Here is a 15,999-nt window from a genome sequence, read left to right on the forward strand (position 1 = left end):
GGAGGCACGTCCCATGAAGCGTAAGTTGCTCCTGTCCACTCTCCTTGTGTTCTTGTTCTCCTGCGTCTCTCTGCAGGCGCAGAACACCAATGCCGGCGCCATCGCCGGAACTGTCACCGATTCCACCGGCGCCGTTGTGCCCGGCGCGCAGGTCACCGTTACCAACCAGAACACGCACCAGGCCTCGACCGCTACTTCGACCGGCAGCGGTTCCTACGCGGTGCAGAATCTCTCCGATGGCGAGTACACCGTCTCGGTCTCGAAGTCCGGCTTCCAGCAGACGTCGGTGACCGACATCCACCTCGACCCCGGCCAGCGGCGCGGTCAGGACATCAAGCTCTCCGTCGGCGCGGTCGACAGCAAGATCACCGTGCAGGCCGACACGCTCGCCGTACAGACCGAGTCGGCTGAGAGCGGCGGAACCATCTCAGCCAAAGAGGTCTCGAACCTCATGCTCAATGGCCGCAACTTCCAGCAGCTGGCCACGCTCGTTCCCGGTGTCAGCAGCGTAAACGGCACCAACCAGCAGGTGAACGCGGGCTATCTCGGACAGACCGACCTCATCATCGGCGGAGCCTCCTCCGAGGAGACGACTTACACCATCGACGGCGTCTACAATATGACGCCCACCTCGCTCGTCAACATCAACATTACCCCGTCCATCGACGCCATCAATGAGATGCGCATCCTCAAGAACTCCTACAGCGCCAAGTACGGCTTCGCGGGCTCGGGCCAGGTGCTGATCGAGACCAAGCAGGGCACGCACGACTTCCACGGCTCCGGCTACGAGTACATCCGTAACAACAGCTTCGCGGTTGCCCGCCCCTATGCCATCAGCGGTGTTCCTGCCACCAACTCCAGCCTGCACCTCAATATCTTCGGCTTCTCCTTCGGCGGTCCCATCTATATCCCGAAGGTCTACAACACCGGCAAGAACAAGACCTTCTTTTTCACCGGAGCCGAGTTCAAGACCAACCACTACGCTTCGGTTCTCAACAGCCGCTCCGAGTTCACGCCCGCCATCCGCGGCGGCGATCTTAGCCTCAGCCACGACGCCCCGGTCTGCACACTCTCGGGCGCTAACTCCGCCAACGCTATCGCTTCGGGCTGCACCTCGGCCACGCTCAGCGATCACTTTCTCTTCTGCGGCCCGCAGTGCCAGAATCTGCTAGCCGCACGTCATCTCACCGCCGCCAACTGCATCACCAAGGACTCCTTTGGAGTCACCAATCAAGTAAACCCGAACTGTTTCGACGCAGCCTCGGCCTACTTCATCAACCCCAGCAACACCTTCATGCCGCTGCCGAATCTTTCTCAAAACAACAACACCAGTTTTGCTAACTACATCAACACCAACCCCGAACTGGATAGTCAAAACGACACGATCTATCGAATAGACCATCACATCGGAGACAGCCACCTCATCACGCTGCGCTACATGCACGAGGAGGTCAACAACATCCGCCCCGCGCGCAACTACAACGACCCCGCTCCCAATCCCGGAGCCGGTGTCTACACGCCCGCGCTCAATATGCTCGTGCGCTGGAACTACAACATCACTCCCAACATCATCAACACGGCGGGCATCGCTTACACCGATCAGAAGGTATCGCTCTTTCCCACCGGCAACTACAACATTCCGGGCAGCCTCATCCAACAGGCCTTCAACAACGGCGATACCCGTCTTCCCGCCGTCTCCATCGGCGGTTTCTGGAGCTGGCTTGGCGTCGGCGTCCAGCCCAACTTCTCAAAGAGCGGAGACGGCGTCTTCTCCGACGACCTGACCCTCGCCAAAGGTCCTCACGTCATTCAGGTCGGCGGTCTTTATATGTGGAACATCCTGCGTTCCAACGCCTCCGCCTTCTCGATGGGCAACTTCTCCTTCAGCGGCGGTGCCCAGACCACGGGTGACACGGCAGCCGACTTCCTCCTCGGCATGGCTTCTTCTTATTCGCAGTCCAATGTGCAGCGTGCGGGCGTCTTCCATCAACACTGGTTCGAGCTCTACGCGCAGGACGACTGGAAGGTCACCTCTCGCCTCACGCTCAACTACGGCGTCCGCTACAGCTTCTACTCGCCCACCACCAAGGAGGGCAACGACATCACCAACTTCAACGCCGGGGCCTTTGTCGTGTCGCAGGCTCCAGCCATCAATCCAACCAGTGGACAGTTCATCGTGAACTCCTCCAACCAGCCGCTGACTCCCTCCGGCGGCATTGCCAACTACCTCACCAACGGCGTCGTCACCGCCTGCCAGAACGGCACGCCGTGCGGCTTCACCACGCCCAAGAAGAATCTCTTTGCTCCACGCGTGGGCTTTGCCTATCGCGTCAATAGCAAGGGCACTATGTCGATCCACGGTGGATACGGCCTGGGCTACGCTCAGGTCGGCATGTTCCAGACATCGAACCTGCTCAGCAACTCGCCCTACGTCTCCACGCCTACCTTCTCCTATGCGCAGTTCAGCAGCCCTGCGGGAGGCACTGCAAGCGCACCCGGCCTGCAGTCTCTCTCCGCGATCGACAGCACCTATCGCCCGGCCATGCTGCAAAACTGGTCTTTCAGCGTCGAAGACGAGATCGTTCCCCACGGCATCCTCAACATCACCTATGCGGGCGACAAGGCCGATCACATCTTCTCGAACTCGGTCGATCGTAACTTCGCCATCAACACCACCAGCGCCAACTCCGCTGCCTGCGCGGCCAGCGGCCCTACCGTCGTGCCGTCCAGCAAGTGGCTCTTCGACCCCTGCATCAACACTGGAACTATCAACACTAACTTCGATCGTCCCTATCCTGGCTACTCCGGTATCACTACCGGCGTCTCCATTGGGCAGTCCAACTACCACGGCCTTCAGACCGGCTTCGTCTACCGCCTGGCCGATCTCCAGCTAAACTCCGCCTACACCTACTCGAAGGCTCTGGGCAACCAGAACCAGAGCGCCCAGGGCAACCTGGCCTATGGCTTCGACTCCAACATCGGCTTCCAGAATCCTCGCAACCCGGCCGGAGACTACGGGCGTCCCAGCTACGACCGCACCCACGTCTTCACCAGCGCCTATGTCTACGAGCTGCCGTTCTTCCGTCACTCCAGCCACCTGCTGGCGCGGGAGATCCTCTCCGGTTTCGGCACCTCCGGCCTCATCACGGTGCAGAGCGGCTTCACTACTCCGGTCGGCCTCAGCTCCACCACGGCCGGTCTGGCCAATCGTCCGAACCAGATCGCTCCGCTCATCCGCAATGGAGGCAGCGGCAAGAAGGCGCTCGGACAGGCCCCGCTCTACAGCTACACCTCCTTCGCGCTGCCCGCCTACGGCACCTTCGGCAACTCCGAGCCCGGCGTCCTGCGCGGACCCAAAGAGGTCAGCTTCGCCGCCGCCGTCAACAAGGACTTTCCCGTCACGGACCGCGTAAAAGTGCAGATCCGCGCCGAGGCCTTCAACGTCTTCAACCACCCCAACATCAACTCCATCAACTCCACCTTCTCTTCGTCCACGGCGACCAACCAGTCGAACTTCGGCTACGCCTCCACCGCGGGTGATATGCGCCAGATGGAGTTCTCCGGACGCGTTACCTTCTAATTTGAAATTGCATTCGATCTTCTTCTGGCCGCCGGAGCCTCCCCGGCGGCCATATCTTTTTTTGCAGGAAACCTTGCCGCTTGTCTATTTCACGACGTAGAATCCGGTCTCCAACATTGGTATGAAAAGGAGACCATTCTAGTGAAGATTCCGGAGGCTAAAACCTTGAAAATTCTCGCAATCTGTCTACTCGCCGCCCTGCCGCTCTACGCGCAGCAGAAAACATCCAACCCGCTCGATGCACTACCGAAGAACATCGAGATCCTGACCCACTTCGGCGAGCGCGCCGACATCTCGCCGGACAACAAACGCATTGCCTTTATGGACAAGAGCTTTGGCGACGCCTTCGTGCTGGATCTGGCGACGCGCACCATCCGCTGCCTTACCTGTAACGTTCCGGGCGCGGCCTTTCTCCGCATCATGCACCTGTCGAACGGGGATTACATCCTCATCGGTGCGCGCAAGTTCACCGACATTATCACCAGCCGCACGCGCGACAACGAGCTGTGGTATCTGAGCCAGAAGCCCGGTTCGAAGCCGGTGCCCTTTGGCGTCAAGCTCAGTGAGGGCGCGGCACTTTCAAAGCACAGTCTGAAGATCTCCTTCTCGGAGCTGCCCGCGCAGTTTCCCGAGCTGGGTAAGGGCAACTCGCGGCTGGTCGTAGCGGACGTCGATCTCTCCGGCCCCACGCCGAAGCTCACCAACCGCAAGGTGGTCTACGAGAGCCACACCGAGATGTGCGATCTCGAGGCGCAGGACTTCTACGACAACGATAAGAAGATGACCTTCACCTGCTACCAGCACAGCAACGTGAAGCCCAACGCCGACGAGTACGCCACCGTACACGGAATCGACCTGACCACGGGCAAGACGGTGGATTTCACGCAGTCCAAGGAGACCTATAACGAGTGCGAGGGCATCTTCCCCGACGGTAAGTACACCTTCGTCGAAGGTGACCGCCACGAGGACCAGGACGGCGGACGCCGTGGCTCGCACAACATCGACCTCTACAAGCTCAAGCTGGACGGCACCGGAAAAGACTTCGTGCGCCTCACCCACTTCAACGACTACGCCGGATGGAAGGCCTCAAATCCCGTTGTCTCCACCGACGGCAAGTTCGCGGCCTTCCAGGTCGCCCACACCGCAGACGTAGCCGGCGTCGGCTATGGGCTTCTCATCATGCACTTCTAAAAGGCTCATCGCTATTACGGGTGCCCCTAAGGGCACCCGTAATCATCAAGGTTGTGGCACTGCCGAAAGTGGCAGATGCACGTACTTGATCGTCTTTCGTTTCCACGTATACGTCATCTCCAGGCTCCCATCCGGCCCCTGGATCAGCGCCGGATAAGAGTACTGGCCAACCGTATCTTCCAGCGTGGCAAACATCTTGAAGTGCTCGCCATCCCTGCTCACGGCGAGATTCAAAGGAGTCCGTCCCACGGTCGTGTTGTTGTAGATCAACACCACCCGCCCATCCTTCAGAGTTACTGCATCAATCCCCGAGTTGTTATTCGGCACGTCGATAAACCGCGCCTGCGTCCACGTCAGCCCATTATCCATCGAGTCCGCCACCGCGATCTTCGAAGCCAGACTTCGCGACCGCGCATACAGCCGCAGATGCTTGCCTCCAAGCGAGATTACCGACGGCTGAATGATCCCCTCGAACTTGCGCGGCCCTTTATCGGCTTCCCAGCCCGGAGCGCCCGCGGGCGGATCGGCAGCCGGAGGCTCCGCCTTATCTAACTCCCGCGAGATATCAATCGGCCCGATCTTGGCCCACGTCTTACCTCCATCGGTGCTGCGCTCGATCCACGCGGCCCATGTTTCATGCGCCTCGAACGATGTTCCACTCACAATCGTTCCATCCTCGAGCACCAGCGGCTTGGCCCGGATCGGTCCCAGCAGCCCCGCAGGCAGACGCTCATCGCTCGACCACGTCTTGCCCTCATCATCGCTATACTTGCGCCCCGCCGACCACTCCCCAGGCGAAGGCCCCACCTTGTAGTAGAGCCACAGCCGCCCATCCAGCGTGTGAAACAGAACCGGGTTCCACGAGGGCACATTCTTCTCCCGCTCAAGCTCCACCGGCGCAGTCCACTTGCCGTTTACTCGCCGCGAGCCCCAGATGGCCACATCCGGATTGCGCTCCTTGGTGCCGCCAAACCACGCCGCCATCAGCTCGCCGTTCTTCAGCGCCACGATGGTCGAGGCATGGCTCTCTGGAAACGAAGTAGAGCCGACTTCGAAGATGAACTCGCCCGCAGGCTTGGTTTGCGCGTAAGCCGTGGAGACCATCACCGCAGCCAGAGATAGTTTGAGTGCAACGTTCACAGAGATTCCTTTCAGTTGACCGCAAAGGTGGAGAGGGTAACGATCTCGCCGGGCTGGACAATAACTTCCTTAGGCAGGGAAGTCGTGGTCTCGTTCTCGGCGTAGAAGCTGGTGCGCTCCATCTGAACCCAGTTGTGCCCCACCCACTGCACATCCAATCGCTGTGCCTCGGTCGAGCGGTTCATCACGATCATGCTGGCCCTATCGCCCTGCTCGAACGCAGCCGTCATCAGGTCCGGGTTTGAGCTCTTCGCCTCCACGCGCGTCATGCCCTTCAGCACATGGCGGCTAAAGGCCCCAAGCACGCGCAGTTGATAGCTGGAGGCCACCGGCACGTTGCCGTGGCTCCTGTCCGGAACCAGCAGCGAGCGCGACGCGCCGAAGTTTGGCTGCTCCACATCGAGCAGCAGCCAGCAGTACATCAGCGATACAGCATCCAACTCGGTCAGGTTCTTCTGGTAGAGCTGCGCCACGTTGAACGAGATACGATACGACGGCTCCTGATAGTGCGGATCGTTGAGGCAGATCTCGGTCGCGATAAAGGGCTTGCCCTCGCTGGCATCGTGCATGGCCAACATGCGCGCGTCGTACAGATCGGGGTTGGCGAAGTACTCCTGATAGTCGTACTCGTGCGCGGCGGTGTAGTCGATTGCGGCCCAGCCCGCCGGGTTCTGCTGCTTCAGTGCATGGGCGCGGTCGATGCCGAAGTAGAGATAACTCGCATCGGCCATGTGGATCTTCGTCGATTGAAAGCCTGCCTTGTCCAACTCGCGCCGCAGCGTCAGCGCCATTTGGTTGAAGACCTCGGTCGGCTGCTCGACCTCGTTCTGTATCCCCACGATGGCAGGCGCGGAACCCGTCCGCTCCTTGGCCCGTCGGCAGTACTCCACGACAATGCGCGCATACTCCTCCGGGTTGGCGGTGATCTTGATCGACTTGTTCCATGCGTCGAGCACCGGCGGGCCGGAGTAGGGCTTAGTGGCCCACTTTGGTAGCGCCCACATCTCGTAGATCACCTCGCCGCCCAGCGCCAGCGCATGTTTGCTGTACTCGAAGCTCGACACCTCGCCGTTGGGGAAGTTATCGCCGTAGTAGTGCGGTGTCGCGTCGCTCAGGTGATCGAAGTTCGACAGGTCGGGCTTCAACTGCGTGCCCATCGGGTACTCACGATCGAGCAGCAGGTTATAGCGTTGCAATAGCTCCCAGTACTGCTTCTTGCCTGCATCACTCAGTTGCTCATAGGCCGGAATACTCGGGCTGCCACCGAAGCCGATCATGGTCTGGTGCCGTTGTTGCGGAGTTACGGTCACCGAAGCCTGTTGGGTAGACTCCGCGAACAGAGCTCCTGCCACTACGAGGTGTTCCGTTCGCGGAGCGGTGAACATCAACTGATGGCGCGTGACATCGAAGACGCACGGCTGCGTAAGGAGAACGCGCCCATTGAGCAGAACCCGCAAGGAGAGATGCGAATCCATGACAACCGTAAGGGTGCGCGCATGTCCGGTGTACTGCTGCTCCTCGTCGTGAACTATCTTGTCGGGAGAGCTGCCCTGGCCGCTATAGAACGCGGTGGAGTTGTAGAAACGCTGCACCAGTCGCACCTTCGAGCCGGTCAGCTCCACCGTGAAGCCCGCGTGCGGCCCGGTAAAGATCCACTGCAGCTTTCCATGACCGGGCACATCGCCGTCGAGCCGGATCGTACGCTGAAAGAGAAGGGGAAGCTGTTCGTGAAAGTAGGCCCGCGCGATCTCGTCCGGCCGCGACCAGCCCGGCCCGGTGGGCCCATCGGAGGCGAAGGAGAACTCCTGCGCCACGGCCTGGGTCGAGGTTGCGGCAGAGGGCAGAGATACAGCTTCTTGAGCCATCATGCGCGAAGAAACAGCGGGCAGGAGCATCAGGCAGAGAGTGGCTGCCGCAGCCCCAAGGCCTCGGCGCAGTGGAAGCGCGCGATCTGGAAACATTTCTAAACCCTCGAAGATTGGCCGTACGGTTGAGTTGGCCCCATTATGCGGAGCGTGCAGGGAACGCTGTCAAGGCGGAATAGCTCAGGCAAGATCATGGTGAATTGAGACGCTCTCCTCTGCTAGTATCCAGTGGTCGAACCACTCAGGAGTTTTCATATGTTGCACGATTCTATTTCACGTCGAAAGTTTATGCTCGGAATCGGAGCCAGCGCCGCCCTGGCTCCCGCAGCCGCCATGGCCCAGGAGGCCGGGGCCGCGCCCACCGGCAAGCAGACCGACCCCGCCCACGAGACGCCCGAGCAGCGCGCCTCCCGCGCCCGTCGCCTGGCCTGGTGGCGGGAGGCTAAGTTCGGCATGTTCATTCACTGGGGGCTCTACAGCATCATCGGGCACCAGGAGTGGGTGCTCGAGTCCGAGGGCGTTCCCATTCCGCAATATGAAATTCTGGCCAGGCACTTCAAGCCCAAGCCCGGAGCCGCTCGCGAGTGGGCACGCCTGGCCAAGCGCGCCGGGCAGAAGTACATGGTGCTCACCACCAAGCACCACGAGGGCTTCTGCCTCTGGGACACCAAGCTCACCGACTACAACGCCATGAAGCAGGGGCCGGGTCGTGACCTCGTCCGCGAGTTCGTCGATGCCGCCCGCGCAGAGGGGCTGCGCGTCGGCTTCTACTACTCGCTGATGGACTGGCACCACCCCGACGGAGCCAAATGCGAGACGGACGAGGAGGCCCGCAAGCGCTTCGTCGCCTACACCCACGGTCTCATCCGCGAGCTGCTGACGAACTACGGCAAGATCGACATCCTCTGGTACGACGTCGACAAGCCGCTGACCAGCGCGCAGTGGGAGGCCGAGAAGATGAACCAGATGGTCTTCGATCTGCAGCCCGAGATCATCGTCAACAACCGCAACGGCCTGGCTGGCGACTTCTCCACGCCGGAGCACAAGATCGAGGCCGCACAGCGCGCGTGGGAGTCCTGCGACACCATGAATCTCGGCTGGGGCTACCAGAAAAACGACACCGAGTGGAAGTCGCCCACGCGCATCGTGAACGACCTGACGATCTGCGCGCAGCAGGGCGGCAACTACCTGCTGAACATCGGACCTAAGCCAGACGGCTCGGTGCCGGAGGAGTCTGTTCGCGTCCTCGAGCGCGTGGGCCAGTGGCTCGACGTCAACGGCAAGGCCATCTACGGCACCGATGGCGGCGCATCCGTCAGCTTCGGCAACTATGACAACTTCACCCGCAAGGGCAACACGCTTTACATCCACGTCTACTTCTGGCCGGGCGGAACCCCCGCAGCCGAGTGGCTCACGTACTACCAGCCCGGCACGGTAGTCTCAGTCGGCGGCGTCAAGGCCAAGGCGCTCTCGGCGCGCCTGCTCAAAACCGGCGAGCCCGTGCAGTTTACACAGGATGATATCCACCTGTGCCTTACCGGCCTGCCTGCAACGGCACCGGACGATCCTGTCACTGTCATTGAGGTCGAGTGCGACAGACCGCCAGTCGTCGACCACCACCTGATCCGCCCCATGTGGCAGCGTTACAAGGTGGGGATCAGCAGCTAAGCACTTCGTGAGGTTTCGGGGCGGCATGGGGAAGTGGTCTTCTGAGGTCTCCCGTTGGTCGGAAGCAAGCATCTCAATTCCGACCAACGGGAGAACCTTCGTTATGAAGTGCGCTTTACTTACCGTTGATCGTTAAGCCCGGCCCTTTGGTGAGCGCATCGCCACTCGCAGGAGTAATCACCAACCCATCCTGACTCACCTGCGCGTACTGCATCGTCATGCCGGTAGCGGCGGTCAAATGCACGTTCTTCAGCACCACGTTTTTGATCGGGCTCTCCGGCAGTCCCATGATGACGCCCGCGCGTTTTGCTCCTGTTGCGGTTACATTTTCAATCGTGATGTCATGGAACCGCGGCGTGTGCTCGGTCACCGGCTGGCCGGGATCGTTCTTCACCAGCCCGGTGTAGTAGTTGGTGATCTCGATGGGCGTCTCCACGTCTTCCATCGTGATATCGCGATAGACGAAGTTGCCCACATCGTTGCCGCGCCCGCGAGCCGATTTGATCCGTATCCCCTGTCGCGTCCCCGCAAAGGTGACGCGTTCCACCGTCACATTCCTCACGCCACCGGCAACTTCACTTCCAATCGAAAGCCCGTGCCCATTGCGCAGAATGCAGTCGCGGACCACGATATCCGTGCTGGGAACATTGGGATCACCACGCTCCACCAGCCCGGACTTGATGGCGATGTTGTCGTCACCCGTGTCGATCAGGTCGTGCTCGATCAGCACATGGCTGGTCGACACAGGATCGATCCCATCGGTGTTCGGAGCGGTCCGGCCCGGGTTCAGGATCTTCACATTCCGCACCGTCAACCCGTCGCACCAGAACGTCGTGATGTTGTACTGCGGCGAGTTCTGGATCGTGACGCCCTCAATCAAAATCTGCTTCGAGTTGGTAATGTCGATCAACAGCGGACGCGGAGCCTCAGGCGCACCGCGTTTGTGGTCTTCGGCCTTGGCCTCCCACCACACATGCCCATTGCCATCTACCGTACCTTCACCGGTAATCCCGATATCCACCGCATGATCGGCATGGATCAGCGAGACCTTGCGCCATTTGGCATCCTCGCGGATCGGGTAGTCCTCCCGGTCCGGCGAGCCCAGTAGCGTGGCGTCCTTATCGAGTTGCAGATGAACATGGCTCTTCAGGTCGAGCGGAGCCGAGACATACGTGCCGCTGCCCAGATGAACCACCCCGCCCGATTTCTTTGCGCACTGGTCAATCGCCCGTTGCAGAGCTGCCGTATCCTTGGTCTTACCATCGCCCTTAGCGCCAAACGCATGTGCGTCGCAGGTCATCATCTTCGCCTGCACCGAGGAGGCAAGCCCCGCGGAGACGACCACCGCCGCACCCAGGTTCAGGACGCTCTTCGCCCAGACCGATGTATACAGATTTCCCATGAGTTTCCGTCTCTTTCAAAACAGTTCGCTAACTTTCAGTTGTGTGCATATACTGTGCCCTGGCGGGAATAGAAGTCAATCTCCTTATCGTAAAGAACCGGGGTGACGTGGTGTCAGTGCTGGGAAAAGGGGGAAGGGAACGGAAGAGGCGGAGTTTAGCCGCCCCGGCGCTGCTGTGCTGTGTCGCGTTCGCAGCCTCGGCAGCCGCTCAATCCCTCGATCCCGCCCGCGACCGCACCTCGCTCCACATGCCGCCTGCCACCACTCTGCGGGAGCAGTTCATCTGGACCAAAAACGATGCCGCCGCACTCGATCCGGCCTATCAGGCCAAGGTTCGTGGACAGGACGACAAGACCGCTCCCCATTATTTTCGGACACATTTCCGCGTAGATACGCTCCCCCAGCAGGCGACGCTCTACATCGCCGGTCCCCGCTCCGCCACAGTTTTTTTGAACGGCACGAAGGTCCTCGAGTTCGCCGATGCGGGACTCGGCAAGGGCTTCCACGTCATGCACGCGGAGGTCGCTGCCGCGCTGCACCCGGGCGAAAACGTGCTGGCCATCGAAGAGGTGCGCGGCCACAGCTCGCTGCACACCGGGGCCGGTCCGGTCATCAATCAGGTCACCTACGGCGAGGTGCTGGCGGCCAAGATCGTCCCCGCGGGCATCGCCGCGGACGCGCCGCCGCTGCTGATCTCCGATGCCTCATGGCGCAGCTCGCTCGAGGCCCACGGCGAATGGTCCGCACCGTTGTTCGACGACTCCGGGTGGCCCCTCGTGCAGAGCCTCGGTCCCCTGGGCAGCCGTAGCGACTTCCTCCAGTGGAACGCCGACGCGGGTCTCTACGAGTGGCCCGGTTACGCTGGCATCGGTCCCGCTATGCGGACCTTTGACGCCTCCGTCACAAGCGTCCGCGACGTGGTTCAGCCAGAGAGCCTTGCCCACACCGACGGCCTGCTATCCAGAGGCGAGTTCACGGTATCTCCCAGCGCAACGGCCCCCGCGCTCACGCTCGACTTCGGCAAAGAGATCAGCGGTCGCCTCCGCTTGGTCTCCTCCTCCGACGTTCCCGTCACGGTCGAGACCAGCTACGGCGAGTCCGCCGAAGAGGCTATGGGCCACGCCTACCTCGGCGTCCGCAGCGTCACCGTCCCTCCCCACGGCGAAGCCTTCGGCCCTAAGAGCGCCTTCCGCTACGTGCGCCTGACCTTCCCCGCGGGCACAGCTTCCCAATGGAGCCGCATCGACGCGCAGGGCATTGCCTTTCCGGTCGATTACCTCGGCTCCTTCGAGTCTTCGGACCCGCTCCTCAACCGCATCTGGGAGACCGGCGCCTACACCGCCCACCTCTGTATGCAGGAGGGCATCTGGGACGCGCCCAAGCGCGACCGTGGCCGCTGGATGGGCGACCTCGACGTCACCGGCCGCGTCATCAGCAGCGTCTTCGCCAACCGCGAGCTGATGGAGCAGACCATGACGGAGGTCATCGGCGACTCGCCCGTCACCCGCGACGTCAACACCATCGCGGGCTACTCCGCCCTCTGGATCACCGGCCAGGCCGACTTCTACCGGCACAGCGGCGACCTGGCCTACCTGCGCAGCGTTCACCCGCAGATGCTCGAGCTGCTGCGCGTGATGGACGCCGAGCTTGATGCCGACGGTGTCTTCGCCAATCCACAGAAGCACAAGGTCTTCGTCGACTGGTCCGACGGCTTCAGCGCCGACACGCCCGACGCCCGCATCGCCACGCACATGGAGTTCTACCTCGCCTATCAGGAGGCAGCGTACCTGCTTGCCGAGATCGGCGATCCTGAGAACGCATCGGCCTACCGAGCCAAAGCCGAGCATCTACGCTTAGCAGCGCAACAGAAGCTTCTCGATCCAGCAACAAACACCTTCGGCAACCGCTGGCAGTCGAACGCGATGGCGGTGGTCGCGGGCGCGGCGACGCCCACGCAGCAGCAGGCCATCTGGACCGGCGTTCTCTCGCATGTGACCGCGCCAGTCGGTCCTAAAACCGTCGTCACCCCGTACTACGGCTTCTACATGCTCGACGCGATGGCCCGCCTCGATCACCGCTCCGACGCGCTCACCTGGATGCGCCAGTACTGGGGCGGCATGATCGCCGAGGGTGCAACCAGCTTCTGGGAGGCCTACGACCCGCGCTGGCCCAAGCAGAACTTCCACGCCTACCTCGAAGCCGACGGCAAGCGCGGTTACTACACCAGCCTCGCCCACGGCTGGGCCAGCGGCCCCACGGCGTGGCTCATGCAGCAGATCCTCGGCATCCAGCCCACGGCGGCGGGCTTCCGAGCGGTGACCATCCGCCCCGATCTCGCGGGCCTCGCGTGGGCACACGGCGCGGAGCCGACGCCGCGCGGCCTCATCCGCGTCGCTGCCGATGCAGGTTCCATCAAGGTGTCGATCCCGCCCGCGACGGTCGCAAAGCTCATCCTGCCCTTTGCTTCGGGGCAGGGAACGATCCTCCAGAACGGCCGAGCCGTGAAGGCCGTTGCAGCCGAGGACGGCACCCGCTCCGTTATCACGCTGCAACATGCAGGTGAGTTCACCTTCACGCAGAAGGGAAGGGCCAAGTGAGACTTCTGCCCGTCTGCGCCGCGCTTCTAGCCGTTCTGGTAGCCCCTGCATTGGCCCAGCACATCCCCGGCTACAACTACGATGAGGCGAAGATCCCTCCGTACACGCTGCTCGACCCGCTCACTGCCGCCGATGGTAAGCCCGTGAATACCGCAGCCGCATGGTGGCAGCAGCGCCGCCCCGAGATCGTCCATCTCTTCGAAGAAAACGTCTTCGGCGTCACTCCGGCGAACGCCAAAGTCCCTCTGCGAGCCAAGCTAATCGAGACCGACCCACACGCACTCGGCGGTTTAGCGATCCGCAAGCAGATCGACCTCTACTTCACCACCAAAGGCGCAGACGGCCCGAAAATGCGCATGTTGCTCTATCTGCCCGCACGTGCAAAGGGAAGAGTGCCCGTGGTGCTTGGGCTGAACTTCGGCGGCAATCAGACGGTGGTAAACGACCCCGGCATCCAGCCCACCAAAATCTGGGTCAAGCCGAAGCCCTCGCTGGTGCTCCAGCAAGTAGCCCCTGATGAAAAGACACGCGGCAGCCAGACAGAGGAGTGGCAGGTCGAGAAGGTCCTGAGCCGAGGCTACGGCTTGGCCACGATCTATTACGGAGACCTCGAGCCTGACTTCAAGGATGCCAGCCAGTACAGCATCCGCCAGCTCTTTGCTCCATCGAACGCCCCCGATTCCTGGGGCGCGATCGGTGCGTGGGCCTGGGGTCTGAGCCGCGCCATCGACTACCTCGAGACCGACAAGCAGGTCGATGCGAAGAGAATCGCCGTCACCGGCCACAGCCGTCTGGCCAAGGTCGCCGACTGGGCCGCCGCGCAGGACCCGCGCATCGCCGCTGTTCTCTCCACCGAGTCCGGCAAGGGCGGCCAGTCCATCCAGCGCCGCGGCCTCGGCGAGTCCGTCTATCACCTCCAGCACTCCTTCCCCTACTGGTTCTGCCCCAACTACGCCCGCTGGGTCGGCCACGACCAAGAGATCCCAGCCGACGGCAACCTGCTGCTCTCTCTCATCGCGCCTCGCCCGCTCTACGTCGCCAGCGCGGTCGGCGACGAATGGTCCGACCCCAAAGGTGAGTTCCTCTCCTCCGTCAGCGCCAGCCGCGTCTATCAACTGCTAGGCCGCCACGGCCTGCCCACCGACACTATGCCGCCCGTAGACCAGCCGATCAACTCTCCGGCAGCGAACGTCGCCTACCACGTCCGCTCCGGCATTCACGACGTGACAGCCTTTGACTGGGACCAGTACCTTAACTTCCTCGACATTCATTTCAGAAGGCTGACTCGTCCATGACTCTCTCGACACGCATCACCGCATTGCTGTTGCTCGGAGTCGCCATCGCCGCGCCCGCGCAGGTGGCCAGCAAGAAGCAGGTCAACCAGTGGCGCACCCAGATGCGCCAAGCCCTCTTCATCCCCAACCCCCTGCCCGCCGTGCAGCCCGAGTCTTACGGCACCTTCACGCCAGCCCCGGGCATCGTCGCCGAGCGCGTCTCCTACCGCTCCGAGTACGGCCTGCGCATTCCAGCCGTCATCTATGCACCGGCCACCAAGCCTAAGGGCAGGCAGCCCGCCATCATCGTCGTCAACGGCCACGGTGGCGATAAGTCGAGTTGGTATGCCTACTACACCGGAGTCCTCTACGCCCGCGCCGGGGCTGTCGTTCTCACCTACGACCCCATCGGCGAGGGCGAGCGCAACGACGACCATAAGTACGGCACCAGCGAGCATGACAAGATCATCGACGTCCCCACCATGCCCGCGCGCATGGGCGGCCTCATGGTCACCGACGTCATGCAGGCCGTCTCGTACCTTTCGCAGCGCCCTGATGTGGACGCCCACCGCATCGCCGTCATGGGCTTCTCGATGGGGTCGTTTATCTCCGCGCTGGCGGGTGCGGCGGACCCGCGTATTCACGCGCTGCTGCTCACCGGCGGCGGCGATCTCGACGGCCCCGGCGGCTACTGGGATGCTAGCCACGCGGTCATGTGCCAGTCCGGCCCGTACAAGGCGCTCAGCTTCCTCGGCGATCGCCCGGCTGTTCTCTACACCATGAACGCCCGTCGCGGCACCACGTTCATCCTCAACGGCACCAACGACACGGTGGTCGATATCCCGCACCATGAGCAGGACTTCTTCGACGCTATGCGGCAGCGCGTCATCGCACTTAACGGTGGCTCGAAGGGAGTATTCGAGACCCTCTTCGACCCCGGCGCGAGCCACCGTCCCGGCTGGATCGCCCGCCCGTCAGCCAAGTGGCTGGGCAACAATCTCCGCTTCCCCAACTGGCCCGAGAGCACCATCAATCAACTGCCGATCATCTCCATTCGCGCATGGGCCGCGAAGGTCGGCTACCCTCTAGGTAAGAGTTCGGGCCGCGAAGACCGCGACGCGGGCATCCAGTCCATCGACGGCGATGTGCCGTTGATGACCCACGAACAGACCGACGTGCTCAGCATGGAAAAGTGGCAGGAGCGCAAGAGCGAGTTCGTCTACGCAAACTGGGTGAAGGCCGCGCTGGCACAGGCAAACAACGAAGGAAGCAGCAAGTGACG

General features: G+C 62.0%; 9 protein-coding genes. 6 read left to right on the top strand and 3 right to left on the bottom strand.

Annotated elements, in window-relative coordinates; translation table 11 throughout:
* The first annotated feature begins 46 nt into the window (after positions 1–46).
* Together FTO74_RS06225 and FTO74_RS06230 are read left to right on the top strand one after the other, a co-directional pair.
* Positions 47–3,580: a TonB-dependent receptor gene (locus tag FTO74_RS06225; protein WP_162537366.1), complete on the top strand. Its 3,534-nt coding sequence runs from the start codon at positions 47–49 to the stop codon at positions 3,578–3,580.
* 165 nt (positions 3,581–3,745) lie between these two features.
* Positions 3,746–4,771, top strand: a complete 1,026-nt coding sequence (locus FTO74_RS06230) for a hypothetical protein (protein ID WP_255462532.1) — start codon at positions 3,746–3,748, stop codon at positions 4,769–4,771.
* A gap of 45 nt (positions 4,772–4,816) precedes the next feature.
* Here FTO74_RS06230 and FTO74_RS06235 read toward each other — a convergent pair whose 3' ends face one another.
* Both FTO74_RS06235 and FTO74_RS06240 read right to left on the bottom strand, forming a co-directional pair.
* The gene (locus FTO74_RS06235) at positions 4,817–5,911 is read right to left on the bottom strand and encodes a sialidase family protein (RefSeq protein WP_255462533.1); all 1,095 of its coding nucleotides are present in this window, start codon (positions 5,909–5,911) and stop codon (positions 4,817–4,819) included.
* Positions 5,912–5,922: 11 nt separating this feature from the next.
* Positions 5,923–7,872 carry a hypothetical protein gene (locus tag FTO74_RS06240; protein ID WP_162537367.1) on the bottom strand — a complete coding sequence of 650 codons (1,950 nt, stop codon included), beginning with the start codon at positions 7,870–7,872 and terminating at the stop codon, positions 5,923–5,925.
* Between the two features lie 192 nt (positions 7,873–8,064).
* Here FTO74_RS06240 and FTO74_RS06245 point away from each other — a divergent pair, with 192 nt between their 5' ends.
* Positions 8,065–9,444, top strand: a complete 1,380-nt coding sequence (locus FTO74_RS06245; protein WP_255462534.1) for an alpha-L-fucosidase — start codon at positions 8,065–8,067, stop codon at positions 9,442–9,444.
* Positions 9,445–9,559: 115 nt separating this feature from the next.
* On the opposite strand, the gene FTO74_RS06250 is transcribed toward FTO74_RS06245, so the two are convergent.
* The gene (locus FTO74_RS06250; RefSeq protein ID WP_162537369.1) at positions 9,560–10,846 is read right to left on the bottom strand and encodes a glycoside hydrolase family 28 protein; all 1,287 of its coding nucleotides are present in this window, start codon (positions 10,844–10,846) and stop codon (positions 9,560–9,562) included.
* Between the two features lie 110 nt (positions 10,847–10,956).
* Here FTO74_RS06250 and FTO74_RS06255 point away from each other — a divergent pair, with 110 nt between their 5' ends.
* The 3 genes from FTO74_RS06255 to FTO74_RS06265 are packed head-to-tail and all read left to right on the top strand — an operon-like array spanning position 10,957 to position 15,997.
* Entirely contained in the window at positions 10,957–13,443 is a 2,487-nt protein-coding gene (locus FTO74_RS06255; RefSeq protein ID WP_162537370.1) for an alpha-L-rhamnosidase C-terminal domain-containing protein, read from the top strand.
* Complete coding sequence (locus FTO74_RS06260) at positions 13,440–14,738, top strand: acetylxylan esterase (RefSeq protein ID WP_162537371.1); 1,299 nt, start codon at positions 13,440–13,442, stop codon at positions 14,736–14,738. Before FTO74_RS06255 ends, FTO74_RS06260 begins: the two co-directional genes overlap by 4 nt.
* Positions 14,735–15,997 (top strand): alpha/beta fold hydrolase, encoded by a 1,263-nt coding sequence (locus tag FTO74_RS06265; RefSeq protein ID WP_162537372.1) that lies wholly within the window; start codon positions 14,735–14,737, stop codon positions 15,995–15,997. Before FTO74_RS06260 ends, FTO74_RS06265 begins: the two co-directional genes overlap by 4 nt.
* Positions 15,998–15,999: the final 2 nt, after the last annotated feature.

Source organism: Granulicella sp. WH15, from assembly GCF_009914315.1.
Taxonomy (GTDB): Bacteria; Acidobacteriota; Terriglobia; order Terriglobales; family Acidobacteriaceae; genus Edaphobacter.